19 protein-coding genes and 1 riboswitch are annotated in these 22,236 nt (G+C 47.0%); of the genes, 11 read left to right on the forward strand and 8 right to left on the reverse strand.

Annotation, left to right across the window (positions count from 1 at the left end; all coding sequences use genetic code 11):
* Complete coding sequence (locus tag ACYIA1_RS06575; RefSeq protein WP_005857033.1) at positions 1-489, forward strand: NADH-quinone oxidoreductase subunit NuoE family protein; 489 nt, start codon at positions 1-3, stop codon at positions 487-489.
* A gap of 73 nt (positions 490-562) precedes the next feature.
* On the opposite strand, the gene ACYIA1_RS06580 is transcribed toward ACYIA1_RS06575, so the two are convergent.
* Both ACYIA1_RS06580 and ACYIA1_RS06585 read right to left on the reverse strand, forming a co-directional pair.
* A complete protein-coding gene (locus ACYIA1_RS06580; RefSeq protein WP_005862349.1) occupies positions 563-1,534 on the reverse strand; it encodes a TPM domain-containing protein in 972 nt (323 codons plus the stop codon).
* A 14-nt stretch (positions 1,535-1,548) separates the two neighbouring features.
* A complete protein-coding gene (locus ACYIA1_RS06585; protein WP_005857030.1) occupies positions 1,549-2,136 on the reverse strand; it encodes a LemA family protein in 588 nt (195 codons plus the stop codon).
* Between the two features lie 328 nt (positions 2,137-2,464).
* Here ACYIA1_RS06585 and ACYIA1_RS06590 point away from each other — a divergent pair, with 328 nt between their 5' ends.
* From ACYIA1_RS06590 to ACYIA1_RS06625, 8 genes are all read left to right on the forward strand, one after another.
* Positions 2,465-3,844 carry a cytochrome c peroxidase gene (locus tag ACYIA1_RS06590; protein ID WP_009017426.1) on the forward strand — a complete coding sequence of 460 codons (1,380 nt, stop codon included), beginning with the start codon at positions 2,465-2,467 and terminating at the stop codon, positions 3,842-3,844.
* Between the two features lie 17 nt (positions 3,845-3,861).
* The gene (locus ACYIA1_RS06595; RefSeq protein WP_005857026.1) at positions 3,862-4,323 is read left to right on the forward strand and encodes a septal ring lytic transglycosylase RlpA family protein; all 462 of its coding nucleotides are present in this window, start codon (positions 3,862-3,864) and stop codon (positions 4,321-4,323) included.
* Positions 4,324-4,333: 10 nt separating this feature from the next.
* Entirely contained in the window at positions 4,334-5,266 is a 933-nt protein-coding gene (locus ACYIA1_RS06600) for a UDP-glucuronic acid decarboxylase family protein (RefSeq protein ID WP_122297240.1), read from the forward strand.
* Positions 5,267-5,356: 90 nt separating this feature from the next.
* Positions 5,357-6,616 (forward strand): TolC family protein, encoded by a 1,260-nt coding sequence (locus ACYIA1_RS06605; RefSeq protein ID WP_141806838.1) that lies wholly within the window; start codon positions 5,357-5,359, stop codon positions 6,614-6,616.
* A 16-nt stretch (positions 6,617-6,632) separates the two neighbouring features.
* The gene (locus ACYIA1_RS06610) at positions 6,633-7,718 is read left to right on the forward strand and encodes an efflux RND transporter periplasmic adaptor subunit (RefSeq protein WP_121961134.1); all 1,086 of its coding nucleotides are present in this window, start codon (positions 6,633-6,635) and stop codon (positions 7,716-7,718) included.
* 9 nt (positions 7,719-7,727) lie between these two features.
* Entirely contained in the window at positions 7,728-10,853 is a 3,126-nt protein-coding gene (locus tag ACYIA1_RS06615) for an efflux RND transporter permease subunit (RefSeq protein ID WP_480334778.1), read from the forward strand.
* Between the two features lie 230 nt (positions 10,854-11,083).
* The gene (locus tag ACYIA1_RS06620; protein WP_048927480.1) at positions 11,084-11,761 is read left to right on the forward strand and encodes a response regulator transcription factor; all 678 of its coding nucleotides are present in this window, start codon (positions 11,084-11,086) and stop codon (positions 11,759-11,761) included.
* Entirely contained in the window at positions 11,758-12,933 is a 1,176-nt protein-coding gene (locus ACYIA1_RS06625) for a sensor histidine kinase (protein ID WP_048927286.1), read from the forward strand. Before ACYIA1_RS06620 ends, ACYIA1_RS06625 begins: the two co-directional genes overlap by 4 nt.
* Here ACYIA1_RS06625 and ACYIA1_RS06630 read toward each other — a convergent pair.
* Positions 12,884-14,842 carry a biosynthetic peptidoglycan transglycosylase gene (locus ACYIA1_RS06630; RefSeq protein WP_048927481.1) on the reverse strand — a complete coding sequence of 653 codons (1,959 nt, stop codon included), beginning with the start codon at positions 14,840-14,842 and terminating at the stop codon, positions 12,884-12,886. The genes ACYIA1_RS06625 and ACYIA1_RS06630 overlap by 50 nt on opposite strands.
* A 112-nt stretch (positions 14,843-14,954) precedes the next feature.
* Here ACYIA1_RS06630 and ACYIA1_RS06635 point away from each other — a divergent pair, with 112 nt between their 5' ends.
* Complete coding sequence (locus ACYIA1_RS06635; protein WP_005862334.1) at positions 14,955-15,953, forward strand: 2-hydroxyacid dehydrogenase; 999 nt, start codon at positions 14,955-14,957, stop codon at positions 15,951-15,953.
* A 101-nt stretch (positions 15,954-16,054) separates the two neighbouring features.
* Positions 16,055-16,891, forward strand: a complete 837-nt coding sequence (locus tag ACYIA1_RS06640; protein ID WP_048927287.1) for a patatin-like phospholipase family protein — start codon at positions 16,055-16,057, stop codon at positions 16,889-16,891.
* 40 nt (positions 16,892-16,931) lie between these two features.
* On the opposite strand, the gene thiC is transcribed toward ACYIA1_RS06640, so the two are convergent.
* The 5 genes from thiC to ACYIA1_RS06665 form a co-directional block, all read right to left on the reverse strand.
* The gene (thiC, locus tag ACYIA1_RS06645; RefSeq protein WP_005862332.1) at positions 16,932-18,629 is read right to left on the reverse strand and encodes a phosphomethylpyrimidine synthase ThiC; all 1,698 of its coding nucleotides are present in this window, start codon (positions 18,627-18,629) and stop codon (positions 16,932-16,934) included.
* 11 nt (positions 18,630-18,640) lie between these two features.
* Positions 18,641-19,369 carry a thiamine phosphate synthase gene (locus ACYIA1_RS06650; RefSeq protein ID WP_005862331.1) on the reverse strand — a complete coding sequence of 243 codons (729 nt, stop codon included), beginning with the start codon at positions 19,367-19,369 and terminating at the stop codon, positions 18,641-18,643.
* Entirely contained in the window at positions 19,360-19,956 is a 597-nt protein-coding gene (locus tag ACYIA1_RS06655) for a thiamine phosphate synthase (RefSeq protein ID WP_005862330.1), read from the reverse strand. Before ACYIA1_RS06655 ends, ACYIA1_RS06650 begins: the two co-directional genes overlap by 10 nt.
* Positions 19,949-20,797 (reverse strand): bifunctional hydroxymethylpyrimidine kinase/phosphomethylpyrimidine kinase, encoded by an 849-nt coding sequence (gene thiD / locus ACYIA1_RS06660; protein WP_005862329.1) that lies wholly within the window; start codon positions 20,795-20,797, stop codon positions 19,949-19,951. The genes ACYIA1_RS06655 and thiD overlap by 8 nt, the downstream gene beginning before the upstream one ends.
* A riboswitch (TPP riboswitch) is annotated at positions 20,792-20,889 on the reverse strand. Its footprint overlaps the gene before it by 6 nt.
* A 103-nt stretch (positions 20,890-20,992) precedes the next feature.
* Positions 20,993-22,222 (reverse strand): BamA/TamA family outer membrane protein, encoded by a 1,230-nt coding sequence (locus ACYIA1_RS06665; protein ID WP_005862328.1) that lies wholly within the window; start codon positions 22,220-22,222, stop codon positions 20,993-20,995.
* Positions 22,223-22,236: the final 14 nt, after the last annotated feature.

Raw genomic sequence — 22,236 nt, forward strand, 5'->3', positions numbered from 1 at the left:
ATGAATGAGATACATTTGCCTAAAACAAAAGTAGCGGAGCTACATGCGATATGCGCTGAACGCAACAACGATCCCGGGGAGTTGATCAATATCTTGCACGCCGCCCAAGGCTTGTTCGGATATTTACCACCGGAAGTCCAACAGGTTATCGCCGCCGAATTGAATATCCCGGTCTCAAGGGTATATGGCGTAGTTACTTTTTACTCATTCTTTACGATGACCCCCAAGGGGAAATACCCCATCTCGGTTTGTCTGGGAACGGCCTGTTACGTGCGTGGCGCGGAAAATGTTCTGGAAGAAATGCAACGTCAATTGGAAATAAAGGTAGGAGAGACTACACCGGACGGTTTGTTCTCCTTGGATTGCTTACGCTGTGTCGGTGCTTGCGGATTGGCTCCGGTGGTCATGATCGGCGGGAAGGTCTATGGAAGGGTTACTCCCGAGAAGGTACGGGATATACTTTCCGACTACTATCTGAAAGAGCAATAAGATACGAAAACACAAGCGGTCACATAAGGTTTTACGTGACCGCTTGTATAAAATAATGCGAATAATCGTATTTTCAGAAACGACTGATCGAACCGCCACCCCCGGAGCTTCCACCTCCCCAAGAGCCGCCACCGCCGCCTCCGCTAAAACCTCCGAAACCACCACCGCCCCCCATAATAATAGGGCCACCTCCTCCTCGGTGTATGCGGTCGATGGTACGATTTTTTTTCTCTGTATACCCGCAACTCTTACAGCGATATACATCTTCGGCCAGACCTTCCGAAAAACGAGTCGCTTCCCGGATCACCTGCTGCCCCATATACACAAAGGTTTTCTTTCCACAACGGGGGCATGCCTTCGGACGATACTTTAAGTATGCGATAAACGCCGAGAAACCGATCATCCCGATAATCCCCACCACGAATATCCACATAAAATCATCATCGGACGAGGAAGAAGAACGGTTGCCAGTCATGCCTGCCCGTTCATAGTCGCTGGACATTAAATACTTGGTAACCGCCATGACTCCTTTCAACATGCCGGCGCTATAATCCCCGGCCTTTAGATCGGGCATCATATACCGCTGCTGGAGCCGGTAGCAAATCGCATCGGGTAAGACACCCTCGATGCCATATCCCGTCTCGAAAACGACCGAACGTTGGGAAGGTTCCGTCACCAACTGGATCAATAAACCATTATCCTTGCTCTTCTGCCCCAAGCCCCAATGCTTAAATAGATCTGTGGCGAACATCCGGGCATCCTGATCCCCGATGCTATTCACGGCAACGACAGCTACCTCGATACCGAGACTATCTTCCACTACATTTAATAATTGATTGATACGTGCCGCGTCATCCGGGGTAATGATACCATCCGGATTACTGACATGGTTCAACCGGTTGGAAAGACGTACGTTCGGAATGGTCTCGATCGAATAATCCTTTGCCGCGAAAATAGAGGAGGCAAAACCAACCAGCAATAAACTGATCCATAAAAGGCTTACCGGACACTTGCGCCTAGATCTTATATTCTTTATCTCACTCATTCAGCGAATGGCTATTAGAATTCTACCTTAGGAGCCTTTTCCGCACCGGATTCAGCGGCGAAATAAGCTTTCGATTGGAAGCCGAACATTCCGGACAAAATATTGTTCGGGAATTGGCGAATATAGGTATTATAAGACTGAGCTACCTCATTAAAACGTTTACGCTCTACTGAGATACGATTTTCGGTCCCTTCCAATTGCGCTTGAAGCTCCATAAAGTTTTGATTCGCTTTTAAGTCTGGATAACGCTCTAAAACAAGCATCAAACGGGAGAGGGCATTTCCTAACTCACCCTGTGCGGACTGGAATTTCTTCAAGGATTCCTCAGTAAGGTTAGAAGGATCAATCGTAGTCTTCGTCGCCTCGGCACGAGCGTTGACCACACCTTCTAAAGTCTCTTTCTCATGTGCGGCGTATCCTTTTACCGTATTTACCAGATTCGGGATCAAATCCATACGGCGTTGATATTGGTTCTCAACTTGACTCCATGCGGTTTTCACGCCTTCGTCTTGAGTTACCATATTATTATACACACCTTTCACCCAAAAGAATAATATCGCTACGATAGCGATGATAATCCATACAACTTTGTTCTTAAACATCTTTGCCTTATAATTTATTGATTATACATAATGAGACAAAGCTATATAAAAAAATCGGATTATCCACATAGCGATTGGCGGCTGCTTATAACTGCGATTGTTAGCTGCTTATAATGGGCATTGTAACATCCTTATATTGCCCATTGTTAGAACCTCATACTGGGCATTATAGGAAGGAGCTTGCCGTGATGCTGCGGATGGAAGCCCACCGCATAGATTCTATTTATCTTCCCATAGATAAAACTGATCAATGAAATCCAAGGCTTTTAGGGTACATGTAAGTGAATTGTTCTATATTTGCACTTAATAAATCTAAATAAATATAGTTATGCGTAAAACAATTTATGCTAAAATGACGGCATTACCGGTAGGACTCTGCGCTTTAGCCTTTGCGGTTACCTCGTGCGGTTCTTCCGAATACAAGAAATTTGCCGACAATGAAGGTAAGCAAGTGGCCTCTATCCTGCGGGAAAACGACTGTTTGGCCTGCCACTCTGAAAATGCGCCTCTGCCATTTTACGGTAATTTACCGTTGATCGGTCCCGTAGTACAGGCAGACATGAAGGAGGCCGTTCACTATGTGGACTTGACTGCTATGGTGGAAGCCTTGGAGAACGGGCAGCCCGTTTCAGAGGTTGATTTGGCGAAGGTGGAGAATACGGCCCTAAGCGGCTCTATGCCCCCGGCTAAGTATTCCCATATGCCGATGCACTGGGGAACCAGCCTTGACGACAATGAGAAAGCGGTGATCATTTCATGGGCGAAGAATGTCCGTAAAGATCGTTTCACGACCGAAACCGTAGCGGAAGAATTTAAGAATGAGCCTCTTCAGCCTCTAATGAAGAGCTTGCCTACAGATCCGGCAAAGGTAGAGTTGGGTTTTGCCCTGTATCATGATACTCGTTTGTCTGCGGACAATACGATCTCTTGCGCTACTTGCCACGGATTGAACACAGGTGGTGTAGACCGTAAGCAATATTCGGAAGGTATTAATGGACAGTTCGGTGGTGTTAACGCTCCGACCGTATATAATGCGGCGCTTAATTTCGTTCAATTTTGGGACGGACGTGCGGCAGACCTAAAAGAGCAAGCGGCTGGTCCTCCATTGAACCCAGTGGAAATGGGTTGTACCTCATTCGACCAGATTTGCGAGGCTTTAGCGCAAGATAAGGATTTCACGAAGAAATTCACGGAAGTGTATCCGGAAGGTTATTCTCAATCTACGATCACGGACGCTATCGCTGAGTTTGAGAAGACCTTGCTTACGCCGAGTCGTTTTGACAAATACTTGATGGGAGATAAAAATGCGCTTACAGCGGAAGAATTAGAGGGTTATCAACTATTCAAGGACAATAAATGCGCTACTTGCCACGTTGGTGTAAATGTCGGTGGTCAATCTTACGAGTTCATGGGTATCAAGAACAGCTATTTCGATTACCGGAATACAGGGTTGACGGACGGTGATAACGGACGCTATGCCGTGACTAAGAAAGAATCCGATCGTCATAAGTTCAAAACCCCGACACTTCGTAACGTGATGCTGACTTATCCGTACATGCACGACGGAACGGTAGCCTCTGTAGAGGATGCGATCCGTATCATGCATGAGTTCCAGATCGGAAAGGAGATCAATGATGTAGAAGTTGAAAAAATCGTTGTTTTTCTAAGGACTTTGAACGGAGAATATAATGGAAAAATGCTTCAATAATTGATTAAAAAAGGTACATGTCCTTCCGCTTGTTCTACATATTACTTATATTTGCCGCAGTTAAGTGTGGAGAAGGAATATGGGCACAGGAGGAAGGACTTGCTTCGTATTACCATCATCGTTTCCACGGCAGGAAATCATCCAGTGGAAGGGTTCATGATAAAGAAGAATTAGTCGCCGCGCATCGTACGTATCCTTTTGGTACTTTTTTAAGAGTCACGAACTTGGAGAATATGAAAAGTACCATTGTATGCGTAACGGATCGTGGACCTCGTTATAGAAAACGAATCATTGATGTATCAGCGAGCGCCGCCGAAATATTGGATTTTATCGATAAAGGTGTCGCTAAGGTACGGATAGAAGTCGTTCCCGGCCCCTTAGACCTCCGCTATCTGGACTTGATCTATCCTAAGATTCCTTATCTGGATATAGATTATTTACGTCCGGATCCACCTTATAGGGTGAAATTCACGAAATAAATTTAATATAATGAAGCAAATACTTATCACCGGGGGCGCCGGCTTTATCGGTTCTCATTTATGTGCCCGTCTTTTAGAAGAAGGAAATGAAGTAATTTGTCTGGATAACTATTTTACGGGAAGTAAGGAGAATGTGATTCCTCTGCTGAAAAATCCACATTTCGAGTTGATCAGGCATGATGTTTCTATACCGTTCCAAGCCGAGGTCGATGAGATTTATAATTTGGCATGTCCCGCATCTCCAGTTTATTATCAAATAGATCCGATACAGACGATCAAGACATCCGTGTTAGGAGCGGTCAATATGTTAGGTCTGGCAAAACGGGTGAACGCTAAGATATTACAAGCATCTACCAGTGAGGTGTATGGAGATCCCATGATACACCCGCAGCCGGAAAGCTATTGGGGAAATGTCAACCTGATAGGGCCTCGCTCTTGTTATGACGAGGGCAAGCGTTGCGCCGAGACCTTATTTATGGATTACCATCGCCAAAACAAGGTTCGCATTAAAATCATCCGCATCTTTAATACGTATGGGCCTAATATGAGTACGAACGATGGCCGTGTCGTCTCTAATTTCATTATACAGGCATTACAAAATAAGGACATTACGATTTATGGGGATGGAAACCAAACTCGTAGTTTCCAATATGTAGACGATTTGATCGAGGGGATGATTCGTATGATGAATACCTCGGATGATTTTATCGGTCCGGTAAATATCGGAAATCCGGGAGAGTTCTCGATGAACGAGTTGGCCAAGATCGTGATCCGTTTGACAAACTCCTCCTCTAAGATCGTATACCGCCCGTTGCCGGGAGACGATCCCAAGCAACGTAAGCCCGATATTACGTTGGCCAAAGAGAAATTAGATGGGTGGGAACCTACGGTTTGTTTGGAGGAAGGATTAAAGAAAACGATATTATACTTTAAATCTCTCTAATAAATTTCTAATTTGGCCTAAGAGTATTCTAACTAAATATTCATAAGCGATAAAAGAGTGACTTCTACCTTTGCGTAAAATTTAACGCAAATGGACAGACGAGTCACTCTTTTACTTTTTTTATCTCTTCTTTTCTCTGGGGCAAAAGCCTCTGTTGTCTCCCTCTCCTTGAAAGAGTCCGAGCAACGTTTCTCTGAACACAATCTGGAAGTGATAGCCGAACGGTATAATATCGATATAGCCGAGGCCCAAGTAGTACAGGCCAAACTTTTCGAGAATCCCGTGGTCTCTTTGGAGCAAAATGTTTATAACCGGTTGAACGGGCATTACTTTGATTTCGGGAAACAAGGGGAAACGATCGTAGAGGTGGAACAGTTGATCTATATCGCCGGACAGCGAAACAAACGTGTCCGTTTGGAGAAGATCCATAAGGAAATGGCCCTTTACCAATTCGAGGAAGTATTAAGAACCCTCCGGAGCGAGTTGAAGGAGAAATTCGTAACGCTTTATTTTACCCGGAAATCCCAATCCATTTACGATCGTGAGATCGATTCTTTGGCTCATCTGCTGAAGGTTCTCAAGGAGCAGAATGAGAAAGGGAATGTTTCTTTATTAGAGAAGTCCCGTATCGAGGCCCTATTGCTCTCTTTGCGGCAAGAGCGGAATGATATCGCCAATCAAGTTATCTCCCTTCAAGGAGACATGCGGCTTTTACTAGGAATATCCGGCAATGATACCTTCGAGCCAATATTCGATGAGTCTGTGTTGAACCAGATCGATATGGACTCCGTCCCTTTCTCAGAATTGACCTCTTTATTATACGAACGTCCGGATCTTAAGTTGGCGCAAGCAAGCGTCAAGGCTTCGGAGGCGGACGTGAGATTACAACGTTCCCTCGCTTTCCCGGAAGTGAGCGTAAAGGGTACGTATGATAAGGCCGGTAACTTTATCAATGATTATTGGGCGATCGGATTGAGCGTCTCCCTTCCTATATTTAACCGGAATCAAGGAAATATCCGGGCGGCGAAAATATCCGTCGCTCAAAAGGCCCATAAGGAAGAATACGCACGCCGCCAGGCCGAGAATGAATTATTCACCAGCTATGCCCGATTGGAAAAGGCGATTCAGCTTTATCGTTCCTCGAACTATGGATTGGAGAAGGATTTCGCCTTGATTATCGAAGGCGTGAACTTGAATTTCCAAAAACGGAATATCAGTCTCCTTGAGTTTATCGATTATTATGAGACCTACAAAACAACCTGCTTGCAACTTTACCAAACTCAAAAAGAAGTGTTACTGGCCTTGGAGGAGGTAAATACCGTAACGGGTAGCCATGTATTCAACTATTAAAAGCAAATCAAATGATATGAATAAGCATCTAATCACATGCATCCTTTTAGTACCCTTGGTATGTTCCTGCGGGAAACAGGCGACCACCTCGGTCGATACCCGGGAACCTTTACTATTAAATGACAGTTTACAGGAGATTATAACACTGGATACGGTTCGTGACACACCATTAACCAACGAGTTATTGCTCAATGGCCGTGTCAGTTTCAATCCAGAGCGAGTGGCCCATGTGTATCCGATATTTGGTGGAAATGTCACCTCCATTCATGCGGAAGTTGGCGATTACGTAGGGAAAGGAGATGTCCTAGCGGTGATCCGGAGCGGCGAGATCGCTGATATCGACAAGCAGCGAAAGGAGGCCGAGCATCAACTGGCTATCGCTAACCGTAACTTGGAGGCTACCCAAGATATGGCCCGGAGCGGTATGGCTTCCGACCGGGACTTCCTGCAAGCCCAGCAAGAGCAAGCCGATGCCGAGGCCGAGACCAAACGTATCCAAGAAATGTATTCCATTTATAACATAACAGACCCATCTACCTATGTGGTGAAAGCGCCGGTCTCCGGCTTTATCATCGATAAGAATATAAACCGGGATATGCAGATCCGTTCCGATCAAGGGGAGGAGATGTTTACCATTTCCGGTCTCGACGATGTCTGGGTGATGGCCGATGTCTATGAGGGAGATATCAGCAAGGTAAAAGAGGGGGCTACCGTTCGTATCACTACTTTGGCCTATAAGGATATGGAGTTTACGGGAACGATTGATAAGGTCTATCATATGCTAGACCGAGAAAGTAAGACCATGAGCGTAAGAGTCAAATTAAGGAACGAGAAGTATATGCTTAAACCCGGAATGTTTACGAACGTATATGTACAGAGCGCGGTAAAAGGAGAAAGTATGCCTTGCGTAAACGCCCATGCCGTGATTTTCGAGGATGGAAAAGAATACGTTGTCTATGTCTCGAAGGAGGGATATTTGCAAATGCGTGAGATCTCGGTGTATAAGCAAACCGAGAAGTTCTGTTACCTGCGATCCGGCTTGAAGGATGGGGATCGGATCGTAGATCGGAACGCTCTTTTGGTGTATAACGAATTAAAGTAACCAGACGATATGCACACATTCATAGATAATATCATAACGTTCTCCCTCCGGAACAAATTCTTTATCTTCTTCTGTACCACGATCGCCGTAATCGCCGGTATCACCAGCTTTATCCATACGCCGATCGACGCGTTTCCGGATGTGACGAATACGAAGGTGACGATTATCACCCAATGGCCGGGCAGGAGCGCCGAGGAGATCGAGAAGTTTATCACGATCCCGATCGAGATCGCTATGAACCCGGTACAGAAAAAGACGGATATCCGGAGCACGACCCTTTTCGGTCTTTCCGTCATCAACGTGATGTTCGAAGATAAGGTGGATGATTTCTTCGCCCGCCAGCAAGTTTATAATCTCTTGAACGACGCCGACCTGCCGGAAGGGGTCACGCCGGAAGTGCAGCCCTTATACGGCCCGACCGGCGAGATCTTCCGCTATACATTACGTAGCGATAAGCGTTCCGTCCGGGAATTGAAGACCTTGCAGGATTGGGTGATCGAGCGGAAGTTGCGGGCCGTACCCGGTGTAGCGGATATCGTCAGCTTCGGAGGAGAGGTAAAGACATTCGAGGTTAGCGTCAACCCGAATCAACTGATCAGTTACGGGGTAACGACCTTGGAACTTTATGACGCTATCGCGAAAAGTAATATCAACGTAGGCGGCGACGTGATCACGAAAAGCTCGCAAGCCTATGTCGTGCGGGGTATTGGCTTGATTAACGATGTAAAAGAGATCGAGAATATCGTCGTAAAGAATATCAATGGCACGCCAATCCTTGTCAAGCACTTGGCTACCGTGCACGAATCCAGTCTTCCCCGCCTAGGTCAAGTCGGCCGCATGGAGGAAGATGATGTCGTACAAGGCATCGTTGTCATGCGAAAAGGGGAGAACCCCGGCGAGGTAATCGCCGCCTTGAAGGATAAGATCAAGGATATCCAACAAAACGCCTTGCCGGAAGACGTGCGAATCGTATCGTTCTACGATCGTGAGAATCTGGTAGATCTGGCGGTCAAGACCGTAACACATAATCTGGCGGAAGGTATTCTGCTGGTAACTTTCATCGTATTAATCTTCATGGCGGATTGGCGTACGACGGTGATCGTGTCGATCATTATCCCGTTGGCACTCCTCTTCGCCTTTATTTGTCTCCGGGCGATGGGGATGAGCGCCAACCTCTTATCTATGGGAGCGATCGACTTCGGTATTATTATCGATGGCGCCGTCGTGATGGTGGAGGGGCTTTTCGTGGCATTGGACCGGAAAGCCCGTGAAGTAGGCATGCCCGCTTTCAATTTGATGAGTAAGATGGGTATTATCCGTCATACGGCGAAGGACCGTGCGAAAGCGGTTTTCTTCTCTAAGCTGATTATCATCACCGCCTTGGTCCCGATCTTCTCTTTCCAGAAGGTGGAAGGAAAGATGTTCAGCCCGCTCGCTTATACCTTGGGGTTCGCCTTGTTGGGAGCGTTGATCTTTACGTTGACATTGGTACCCGTCCTATCTTCCATGCTATTAAAGAGAGAGGTGCGTGAAAAACATAATCCGTTCCTTGCGTGGATCAATCGGAAGTCGATCGGTATTTTCGACTGGTGCCACGCCCGTAAGAAGCGGACAATCACGTTCGCCACGCTGGTAGCCGCCGTAGGTATCTGGTGCTTCACCTTGTTGGGCAGCGAGTTTCTCCCGCAACTGAACGAGGGCTCTATTTATATCCGTGCGACCTTACCGCAAAGTATATCTTTGGATGAATCCGTTACGTTGGCCAACCAGATGCGCCGGAAGCTGGCGGCTTATCCGGAGGTTCGTCAGGTCTTGTCGCAAACCGGCCGGCCGAACGATGGCACGGATGCGACAGGTTTCTACAACATCGAGTTCCATGTGGATATATATCCCGAGAAAGAGTGGGAAAGCGAACGCTCGAAAGCGGGTCTGATCGAGAAGATGCAAGAGGATCTGGCGATCTATCCGGGCGTGGATTTTAACTTCTCGCAGCCTATCTCGGACAATGTAGAGGAAGCGGCCAGCGGCGTGAAAGGTTCCATCGCCGTGAAAGTCTTCGGTAAGGATCTATACGAGTCGGAGAAAAAGGCGGTAGAAGTTTTCAAGGTCTTGGAGACCGTAGACGGTATCGAGGATCTGGGCGTTATCCGGAATATCGGCCAGCCGGAGCTGCGGATCGAGTTGAACGAGTCTCGTTTAGCCCGCTACGGCGTGGCCAAGGAGGACGTGCAATCCATTATCGAGATGGCGATAGGAGGTAAGAGCGCCTCCCTGCTTTATGAGGACGAGCGTAAGTTCAATATCATGGTCCGCTACGAATCCGCTTTCCGCCGTAGCGAGAATGAGATAGGCAAGATACTGGTTCCGGCAAAGGATGGTTCCATGATTCCTATCCGCGAGCTGGCGGATATCCATACGATTACCGGCCCGTTGATTATCTACCGGGATAACCACGCTCGTTTCTGCGCCGTGAAATTCTCGGTCCGGGGCCGCGACATGGGTAGCGCCGTGGCTGAAGCCCAGCGAAAAGTGGAGAGGCAGGTAAAGCTCCCCGAAGGCTATACCTTGAAATGGACTGGAGATTTCGAGAACCAACAACGGGCTACCAAACGCTTGGCCCAAGTCGTCCCCGTAAGTATAGCGATCATCTTCGTGATCCTATTCGTCCTTTTCGGCAACGCCCGGGATGCCGGACTGGTCTTATTGAACGTGCCTTACGCCGCCGTCGGAGGTATCTTGGCCCTATTAATCACGAATTTCAACTTCTCGATCTCAGCGGGTATCGGCTTTATCGCCCTCTTCGGTATCTGTATACAGAATGGCGTGATCATGATATCGGACATCAAGAATAACCTGCGGGAGAGGCATCCTCTGGAAGATTCGATCAAGATGAGCGTGAAATCAAGGGTACGTTCCGTATTAATGACCGCCTCCATGGCCGCTATCGGCCTGCTTCCGGCCGCCTTGAGCCACGGTATCGGATCGGAAAGCCAGCGTCCTTTGGCGATCGTGATCATTGGCGGATTAATAGGGGCCACGTTCTTCACCCTCTTTGTCTTTCCGTTGATGGTGGAGGCTTTTTATCGACGAATGCTTTATGATAAGAACGGTAAATTAGTGCAACGTAGGTTGTAATTCTTATATTTGTAGCAAGAAAGTCCGGAACTATTAGGGAGGGCGACTGGAGTTATTATGCGAAAGGATTATACTTACTGATCTTTTCACGGCTGTGAAAAGATCATATCACAGAGGTGAAACGATCGTATCACAACCGTGAAAAGAACGTTTCACCTCTGTGATACGATTAGCATCACCCTAAGTACGCATTACTAATGATGGACATTCTTATTAATACATACGATACAATGGCGAAGATATTATTAGTAGAAGACGAGGTAAACATCGCCTCTTTTATAGAAAGAGGCTTGCGGGAGTTCGGGCATGAGGTATATGTCGCTTACGACGGTGCCACCGGTTGGGAACTGACACAGAAGAACGATTTCCAATTGCTGATTCTGGATATTATAATGCCGAAGATGAATGGCCTGCAACTTTGCAAACAGTACCGGCAACGGTTCGGTTACCATGCCCCCGTGATCATGCTGACCGCCTTGGGAACCACCGAGGATATTGTTAGCGGGCTGGATGCCGGGGCGGATGATTATCTGGTAAAACCTTTCAGCTTCCAAGAACTCGAGGCCCGCATAAAGGCGTTATTACGTCGATCGGGAAACGAATCCGTCCATATGGCTCTCCGGTGCGGGGATCTGGTCTTAGATCCTCCAAGCCATCGGGCTATACGGAATGGGCAGGTCATCGATTTGACCGTAAAGGAATATAGGCTCTTGGAATATTTCATACAGAACCAAGGAACGGCCTTGAGCCGGATGAACTTGCTAAAGAATGTCTGGGACAAGGATTTCGATACCAATACGAACGTGGTCGATGTTTACGTGAATTATTTGCGCACGAAGATAGACAAAGACTTCGAACCTAAGCTAATCCATACCGTGGTGGGTGTGGGCTATATGATGGAAGCATGAAGACAGGAAACAAGATCGCTCTCTTTTACTCGGCCATTACCATAGGCGTGATAGCCGTCGTGACGCTTGTCTTCTATTTGGTTTCCACGAGCTATATCTCTCGCCTGTACTATTCTTACCTGACGGAAAAAGCCTATGCCACGGCACAGAAGCATTGGGAGAAGGACGAGACCGACGACGAGAGCTATGCCCGTATCCAACAGCGTTACGAGGAAACCCTTCCCGTCGCTACCGAGATATTGCTGAACGCCGATAGCTTGGAGACCCGGCAAGTGCTGTCCCGTTATCTGGACGCCACGCAGGTGAGATCTCTATACCAAGAGGATATCGTTCACTTCAAGCACGATACGCAAATGGGAGCGGCTTTGTATTATCCCGACAACGAGGGGAATTTCATCGTGATTGTCCTTTCCGGGAATCAGTATGGGATGGATATCCAGCATCGGATCGGCTGGCTGTTGCTGGGATTGATATTGGTTAGCTCGGTATTGATCTATTTTGTCGGCAGACTATACGCGACCCGGATGGTAGACCGGATCGACGCTGCTTACCAAAGTGAGAAAGCGTTTATCAGCAACGCCTCGCATGAGTTGAACAATCCGCTGACAGCCATTCAAGGCGAATGCGAGATCAGCCTGCTGAAAGAGCGCTCCCCGGAGGAATACCAAGCGGCATTAAGACGTATCGCCACGGAGACGAGCCGTATCATACAATTGATCAAACACCTGCTGTTCCTGTCGCACGGGGATAAGGAGATCCAGAAAAGCGCGATGGAGACGATCTTCCTAGCGGACTTCTTGATGCAGTTCTCCTCGGCCCGGATCTCGTTCTCCCCGGATAATTTCTCTTATATGATCAGTGCCAATCCCTATTTATTGAAGATAGCGATCAAGAATATCTTGAGCAACGCCTGTAAGTATTCGGACGATAAACCGGTAGAGATGCGGCTTCGAGGCAGTATCTTGACCATATCCGACCGAGGTATCGGCATTCCTCCCGAGGAATTGAAACGAATCTTCCAACCCTTTTACAGGGCGAGCAATACCCGGGAATACGCCGGGCATGGTGTCGGGCTAAGCCTCTCGCTACGCATATTGAGCACCTATGGGGCGAAGGTGAATATTACTTCTGATCTAGGGGTTGGGACGAGCGTGGAGATCGACTTTGGGTAGCCGTCAGATATTCTTTAGCCGGACCTGTTATTTCGACAGACTCCGGCGTTACCCCTACCGCCTCTTCCGAAGATATAAGTCCGCGATCTACCAAGCGATCCAGTATTACCCTGTAAAAATCCTCATAATACGGCTTCAACCGCAACCCGTCGAAGCAATAGCGGACCTGTTTGGGCTTGGGGATAATGCTGGCCATAAAAATACACTCGGCAAGGTTTAACTGGGAAGGTTCCTTCGCGAAATAATAACGTGAGGCCTCGGCGGCTCCATAAATCATGGGGCCCCATTCGGCGATGTTCAGATAAACCTCAAACATCCGCTCTTTAGAGGTCAGATGATCGCTCTCGATCAGCCATACGATTAACATTTCCTCCAGCTTGCGGGCGATCGTCTTATTACGGCTCAAGAATACATTCTTCACCAATTGCATGCTGAGCGTACTGCCGCCACGGGCGAAACGTCGTTCCTTGATATCCTGTATCAACGATTCCCGGATAGCGCTTGGAATAAAACCGTTGTGATAAAAGAAGCCGGCATCCTCACTCTGCATGATCGCTAAAGGAAGATAACGGGATACGGCGTTGAACGGGCGGAAAGAGGGATTCGCCGGACCGATCTCGAAAGAGCGTACCGGCTCGCCTTGCTCATAGACAGTATATTCAAATGGCTCATTCATCTTCCGCAAATCCGTATTCCCATAGGCAAGGATCTGGAAGTCCTTCGCTTTCAAAGTAGATTCCAAGATCAAGCTGTCTACCTGTCCGAAATCCAGATCCAATCGAAAATGATAGGAGAGGGTACCTTTTGTTCTCAGGCCTTCCAGATTGTAGAATAAGCCTTTAGGCAGGGAGGAGAACAGTTGATCCGCAGGGAAATCCCTTTTATTCACAGAGGCCATGATTTGCCAACTGGAATCTTTAACGATCTTCAGATAAGGATGGAAATCCAGATGATTAAACCGGATATCACTGACGCTATCTAATTCGATATAGTTCTTACCGATGTTTGTCCGGAAGTGTATAGAGCCTTTATCCAGTAAGACCGTGTCCGGAGATATACGCTCTTGGTGGATGGTAAGCCCGCTCACATAGGCGCTTCCGAGTAAGGATTGTATGTCTTCTTCTATTTTAGGTCCCTTAAGCTCGAAGGCCAAGGTGTCGAAACGTACCGATGCCCCCCAACGATATTCCAGAAAAGGAAGAGGAATCTTCGTATGCTCGTCGGCGTAGAGACGGGCTTTCACGAGTCGCTCCTTATCAGAGAGAGAGCCTTCGCAAATCCATTCGCTACGAACTCCATTCTCCGTGCTGTTTATATGCGTAGAGAATTGATTGTTAGCAAGATTGAGTTCGGGTATCTCTAGTATTAGTTCATCTCCTTTATTACTATAAGAAACACATAAATCATGTACCAAGGCATTTCCGGGCAATAAATTGAAAAGTAGACTAAGGGAGCGTTCAGCCTTGCGTGCGTAATCCCGTTCCTTATCATCTACAGCTGTTTCCACTGGCTCACCTGGGTGATTCGATGGTTTATAAAGGAAATCAAAATTAGCTCTCTCTCCCTTCTTAATAAAATGAATATGCAAATTATCCGCTTGTACACTCTCTATGGAAGGGGTAAGTAGCAATAATCTGCCAAGCTCCAGTTTCGCTTGAAGCCTGTCCGCATGTATCAACGTATCAGCGTCAACCGGGATAACGGTCAATCCCTCCATACGTACGGTACTCAGCCCCATCAACCGGATCTTATCATAGCGTATGTCAAGATGATGCCTTTCGGCAAGTTTACTCAATTTATGTCCCGCATACGCCCCTAAGATCAGGTCGATGCCCCAAAATGCCATAAACAAGAGAAAGCCAATAAAAATAAGAACTGCTATAAAAGATCTTTTATGGGATTGATTCATGCTCATCTATATTGTTACCCAGCGGACAAAAGTACTATAATTAAACGAATGGATTTCTTTTTCGATAAACAATCAAGGACTTAATTTAGTTATATTAAAAAACTAAAGTTATATGGCGTATAAGATCGCGTTTTTTGGTGCTAAACCCTACGACATCGCTTCTTTCGATAAGATCAATGAGCGGTATGAGTTCGATATTCGTTACTATAAAGGACATTTGAATATCAATAATGTCGTCTTAACCCAAGGGGTAGACGCAGTATGTATTTTCGTAAACGACACGGCTGATGCCGCCGTAATAGACGCTTTGGTTGCCAATGGTGTGAAATTGTTGGCGCTTCGTTGCGCCGGTTTTAATAATGTGGATTTGAATGCCGCCAGGGGGAAATTACCGGTCGTACGCGTACCGGCCTACTCACCCTATGCGGTCGCTGAATATACGTTGGCCTTGATGTTATCGTTAAACCGTAAGATACACCGGGCATACTGGCGTACGAGAGATGGCAACTTCTCCTTGAATGGCTTGATGGGATTTGATATGCATGGCAAGACCGCCGGTATTATCGGTACCGGAAAGATCGCCAAGATATTGATTCATATCTTAAAAGGATTGGGGATGCGTGTATTGGCAAACGACCTGTATCCGGATGAGAAATTCGCCAAGGAGGAAGGGATCACCTATGTCTCTTTAGACGAGTTATACAAAGAGTCCGATATCATTTCCTTGCATTGCCCGTTGACTGACCAGACCCGTTATCTGATCAACGACGATTCGATCGCCAAGATGAAAGACGGCGTAATGATTATCAATACGGGACGCGGGTTACTGATTCATACCAACGCCTTGATCGAGGGATTGAAGACCAAGAAAGTGTCTGCCGCCGGATTGGATGTCTACGAGGAGGAGGGAGACTATTTCTACGAGGATAAATCGGATAAGATTATCGATGATGATGTCTTGGCCCGTCTGCTCTCATTCAACAATGTGATCGTTACTTCCCATCAGGCGTTTTTCACGAAAGAGGCTCTGCATAATATCGCCGAGACTACCTTGCGGAACATCAAGGATTTCGAGGAAGGCCGTCCCTTAGTGAACGAAGTGACCAAGTAAATTCTAAAAAGGAACTATTATTTATCGCTGATTTATTATATTTTTGTGGCCATTGCTTGGTGGGAACCCAGCAATGGCTTTTTTAATTCAGAGGTATATATATGGAAATAGATAGTCAGACAGGTTTGGTGTTGGAAGGTGGCGGAATGCGTGCCATATTTACGGTGGGAGTATTGGATTATTTTATGGATCATGATATTTGGTTTCCTTATACGATCGGAGTATCGGCGGGCGCGAGTAACGGAATCTCGTATGCTTCCCGCCAGCGGGGACGCTCTCGTTTTAGCAATATCGACCTATTGAAGAAATATAATTACATAGGTCTTCGTCATTTCTTACGGGGGAGGGGATATATCGATCTGAATTTCTTGTTTTATGTCTATCCGGATTTGTATTATCCGTTGGATTACGATACCTATTTCAAGTCCAAGGATCGGTTCGTTATGGTCACGAGCAATTGCTTGACGGGTAAAGCGGAATATTTCGAGGAGAAGAAAGATAAGAAACGTTTGGTGGATATCTGTAAAGCATCTTGCACATTACCGATCCTCTGTCCAATTACGTATGTAGACGGGATACCGATGGTCGACGGAGGCGTATGCGATGCCATCCCTATCCGACGGGCTATCGCCGACGGCTTCTCCAAGAACGTCATCATCCTTACCCGTAACAAAGGCTATCGGAAAGAAGAGAAAGATTTTTACCTTCCCGGCTTTATTTATAACAAATACCCGGCGATCCGGGAACAGTTGCGACTACGATACCGGCAGTACAACGAGGTCTTGGATTACATAGACCAACTGGAGGCCGAAGGAAAAGCCTTCATCATCCGTCCGCAAAACCCAATTAAAGTCGGCCGTACCGGAAGCGACACAAAGAAACTGGAAGAACTATATGAGGAAGGCTACGAATGCGGAAGACAAATCACTCAATTGTAGAGACGGGGCATGCCCCGTCTCATCCCCTCAAAACAGTATTTTATTTACAACCTTGCAAATCCTTACTTAACCGCATAGCGCAGAAATTAGGACCGCACATCGTACAGTACTCTCCATCCGTAACAGCACTCTCCTTATAATACTGTAAAGCCCTTTCCGGGTCCAAGGACAAATTGAACTGGTCTTTCCAGCGGAAATCAAAACGGGCCTTGCTCAACGCGTTATCACGTACTTGAGCGCCGGGATGCCCTTTCGCCAAGTCAGCGGCATGCGCCGCTATCTTATAAGCGACCACCCCATTACGCACGTCTTCCTTATTCGGCAATCCCAAATGTTCCTTCGGCGTAACATAGCAGATCATAGCCGTCCCATGCCAAGCGATTTGCGCACCACCAATAGCCGACGTGATATGATCGTATCCAGGAGCGATATCGGTCGTCAACGGGCCCAACGTATAGAACGGCGCTCCATGGCAGGCATACTGTTGTTCCTTCATATTCTCATGAATCTTATTCATGGGAACATGGCCCGGGCCTTCGATAATCACTTGTACGAACTGCTCCCAAGCTATTTTCGTCAGTTCTCCCATCGTGTGAAGCTCGGCGAATTGTGCCGCATCGTTCGCGTCATAGATAGAACCCGGACGAAGCCCGTCTCCGATAGAGACCGCCACGTCATATGCCTTTAGTATCTCGCAGATTTCGGCGAAATGTGTGTACAGGAAGTTTTCCTCGTCATGAAGCTGCATCCATTTAGCCATGATCGATCCGCCTCTGGAGACAATCCCCGTCAGGCGAGTCGCCGTCAGCTCCACATGTTTACGCAACAAACCCGCATGGATCGTGAAATAATCCACGCCCTGTTCCGCCTGCTCGATCAACGTATCCCGATAGATCTCCCAAGAAAGGTCCTCTACCTTACCATTCACCTTCTCCAAGGCTTGATAAATAGGAACCGTACCCATCGGAACCGGGCAGTTACGGATAATCCACTCGCGCGTCTCATGGATATTATCGCCGGTAGAGAGATCCATCAACGTGTCTCCGCCCCATTTACAACTCCATATCGCCTTCTCGATCTCCTCGTCGATACCGGAGGAAAGAGCGGAGTTACCGATATTGGTATTGATCTTTACCAAGAACTTCTTACCGATAATCATCGGCTCGGCTTCCGGGTGATTGATATTCGCCGGGATGATCGCGCGACCGGCGGCGATTTCCTTGCGGACGAACTCCGGCGTGATATACGACTTCAGTCCCAAAGCCTCGATTTGCTGGTTCTCACGAATCGCCACGTACTCCATTTCCGGAGTGATAATACGCTTCTTCGCATAATACATCTGGGTGATATTCTTACCCTCTTTAGCCCGGAAAGGCAAGTATCGCTTGGGAAAACGCAGGGAATTCAGACTCGCGTCCGCCAATCGCTCACGGCCATAAGCGGAAGTCAATTCCGGCAATTGAACCACATCTTTACGCTTACCGTACCACTCCTCACGTATACGAGGAAGTCCTTTAGCGATATCAATCGATATCTTGGGATCGGAATACGGGCCGCTCGTATCGTAAACGATTACCGGATTGTTCTTCTTGAAGATTCGCTCTCCATGCTCATCCAAAGTTACCGTGTCCAACAATTTAATCTTACGCATACCAACCTTGATCTTATTGATCTCGCCCGGGACATAAATCTTTTCCGAGGACGGATAGGAAATACGCATATTCTTTTTAGTAGCCATATGTATTTAGTTTAGTACTTATTGATTTCCTCTATAAACCGGCGGGTTTCCTCCACGGGATCGGGGGCATTGATAATCGCGCCCGAAACAGCGATTCCGGTTATACCCGTCTCCATCAAAGGGCCTACGTCTTCCAGCGTAATACCACCTATCGCGAAGATAGGAATATCAATGCCAGCCTCCTTGCATTGAGCGATAATTTTACGATAACCTTCCAGACCTAAGATGGGACTCAAATTCTTCTTGGTACCCGTAAAGCGATACGGCCCTAGTCCGATATACGAGGCGCCTCGTTCTACGGCCAGCCGGATATCCTCGAACGTGTTAGCCGTAGCCCCGATATAGAAGATGGCATTGGAATCCAACTTGTCTTTCAGTACTTCCCAAGCGATATCCAAGGGCATATCATTCTTACCCAGATGACAAGCCGTAGCGCCACATGTCACGGCAGCCTCCAGATCATCGTTTACGCAGAAATCCACGATTCGCTCACATTCTTCCGCGCAGATAGTGGCACATGTACGTACGGTATCCTCATAAATCCCATCCTTCATGCGCAACTGTATCCATGAGCACCCTCCTTGGATTGCCATGCGTACCTCGTCGCATTCCGTATATTTAGGCGTACGATGCGTTATAAACATCAAGCGATTGTTTCCACCAAAAGGGGGGCGTAATCCGGTTGTTCTCCGACCGACTCTTCCATTCTCATCATATCCGAAATAATAATTTAAGGCCATACTTGTAATCGTTTGAATTGTTTTATGAGTTGATCCGCGACTAGAAGGGAGGGATCGTTTCCCCAAAGGGCTCCGAGAACGGCGACACCGCCGAAGGGGATATCTTTTAATTTCGTTATTGTCTGCGGGCAGATTCCTCCCAAGGCAATCACCTTATCATCGATGATGCCCTTCGCGTTTCGCAATCCATCTAAGGGGAATCCGCTACCATATCCTTCTTTGGATATACTCTGAAAGATCGGGCTAAGGAATACATAGTCGCATACCGGTTTATACTCGATAATCTCTTCCAGACTATGGCAAGAACGACTTATACTGCCTTTATATAAAGGTGGAGCTTCCGGGTTCCTCTTGTTCAAATGGACTCCTCCTAAAGCCCTTTCTTCTGCCAAGGTAAACCAATCATGAAGAACGATCCTGTCGTAATAGGCCGGAGAGATGTTATCCAATAAGCCCTCCAATTCATCACGTTTACAATCCGGTTTACGTAGATGTAAACGAGACATTCCTTCCGCAAATAGAAGTTCGATCAAAGAAGCTTCATCCGCAAAAAAATAAGGTGTAGTAATTACGACCAGCTTATTCATGATTCCATCGGATTTTATGAAGGGCAGAGGGTGAGAAGAAGTGGTTTACAGGTCCGTGCCCTTTTCCCATGCATACATTTGCCCCGTGAACGAGCGCGTTATTCATATATTCCTTGGCTAATCGTACGGCTTCCACCAATGAATGGCCGAGTGCCATATAAGCGGCGATGGCGGACGATAGCGTACAGCCCGTTCCATGGGTATTGAAGGTCTCCACTGTTGGCGAGACCAGACAAATCGGATTATTCTCATTGATAAATAACCGATCCACCGTTTCTACTCCGGGAATATGCCCCCCCTTGATCAATAGAGCGTTACATCCTTTTTCCTGCAATTTCCGGGCGGCAAGTAAGATATCCGCCTCGTTATTGATTTTTATACCGGAAAGATATTCCGTCTCGGGAATATTCGGAGTAAGCAGTGTCGCTTTAGGGAACAACTCATCCATGATGGTTCGGATGGCGTCATCCTCCAATAATTTACTTCCGCTCGTGGATATCATCACTGGATCTAAAATGATAGAAGTCTGTTGGAAGGAAGGTAAAGTTTCAGATACGACCTTTACGGCATCCTTGTTATGTAGCATCCCTATTTTTACGGCATCTACGATGAAATCCTCAAGAATAGCTTCGATTTGTCCTCTCAAAATCTCGGGAGAGATCGCTTGGATCCCTCGCACTCCCTGTGTGTTTTGAGCGGTTATAGCCGTTATCGCCGAGGCTCCAAAAACCCCCAGCGAGGAAAAAGTCTTAATATCCGCTTGTATTCCGGCACCACCGCCACTATCAGAGCCCGCGATCGTTAAAGCTACCGGATAACGGTACGTTTCATTTTTATCCATCTAACATTCGTTTTTCTTACGGCGGCATTACCCGCATCAAGTAGTAAGGGTATGATCTCAGCCCATATAGTATGGCACCCCTTCGACGACGCAAACTTAGTGAAAAAAATCGATATTAAGATATTTCCGGCTTTTAAACGATAATTTTAACGCAAGGTTATACTTCCATAAATCGTAGACGGGAGCCTTCTGGTTTTAGAAGGCTTCCGTCATATTCATATAAACCGCCATCCCTTTTTGGTTCGGGTCTTTGCCTACGTCTAGGCGGAAGTTCTTGCCGGGTTGCATTTGGATACGTAAGCCTACGCCGTAGTTGAACTTCCATTTATTCCAGTCTACGATAGGAGCGTTTCCGATCGTACCCGTGCCGACCCAGCCAACAAAACCACACTTCGCCCAGAAATTACCGCTCTTATATTTCTCCACGCTGCCGAACATATGACGATACTCCAGAATCCCATACGCCATGGTCTTGTCACGGTACTTGCCCCAATAGTATCCGCGAAGATCGAAAGGAGAGCCAAACGAAGGAAGCTCCGTAAAAGGAACGTTTCCCACACCGATTTGTGTCTTGGCGATCCATGCCAAGGTGCTACGAGGACGAAATACTTGCTGGAATTGGCGGTATTCTAACTCGAACATCTCATAATTATATGCACCGCCTAAATACTTTCCATACACTTTAGCGATCGCGCTTAGTAACATACCGGAACTTGGGGTCGCCACGTCATTTCGTGTATCGTATTGAATCAAGCCGCCGACACCGATATTGACATAATCTCGTTTGAACTTATTGAAATAAGGATCTTCGGCCATCACCGGGTTGATATCATCTGATTTGCTGAAATTAATATCAAAAAGAGGACCCGTATATAAATGAGGCCTAACTTCCCATACGAAACGGGGATATAGTTGGAAAGAACTCTTATGGAATTTCGTTGTCGAGTCGCTCTTCTCGATTTGCTCGATCGTCTCATAGCCTTTCCCGAAATAATGCGAAGGTTCGTTCCGATAACCGTAACTGATATAAATACGGAAGCGATTCTCGTTGAAGAATAAGGTACCGGCACCGGCAAAAACGAACGTCCCGTTTAAGGTAATGTTAAATCCCGCAGGGATAAACGATCGTTGGGATATCGTATCATTCTTGTTTAAGCGAAAGCTAGCCAAAACCGCGCCACCTACGCCAAAGGAGGCTTCCGGCGTGTAAGACGGTCCGCCAAGGATAGACCACCAGATCCTTTTGTTGGCCCGTATGGAGTCTTTATGTAATTGTTTATGATAACGTTGTATTTGCTTTTCGGTCATAGGCTTACCATCCAGCATCAGCACTTCTTTCGGAATCGTGTCATTGGAAATGCCTTGCGCCTTTACGGAAAAGGCGAATAGAAGGCAGGCCATATAAATTAAAAGATATCTAAACATTATTTTAATCAATA

Source organism: Parabacteroides sp. KHUB-02, assembly GCF_056640955.1.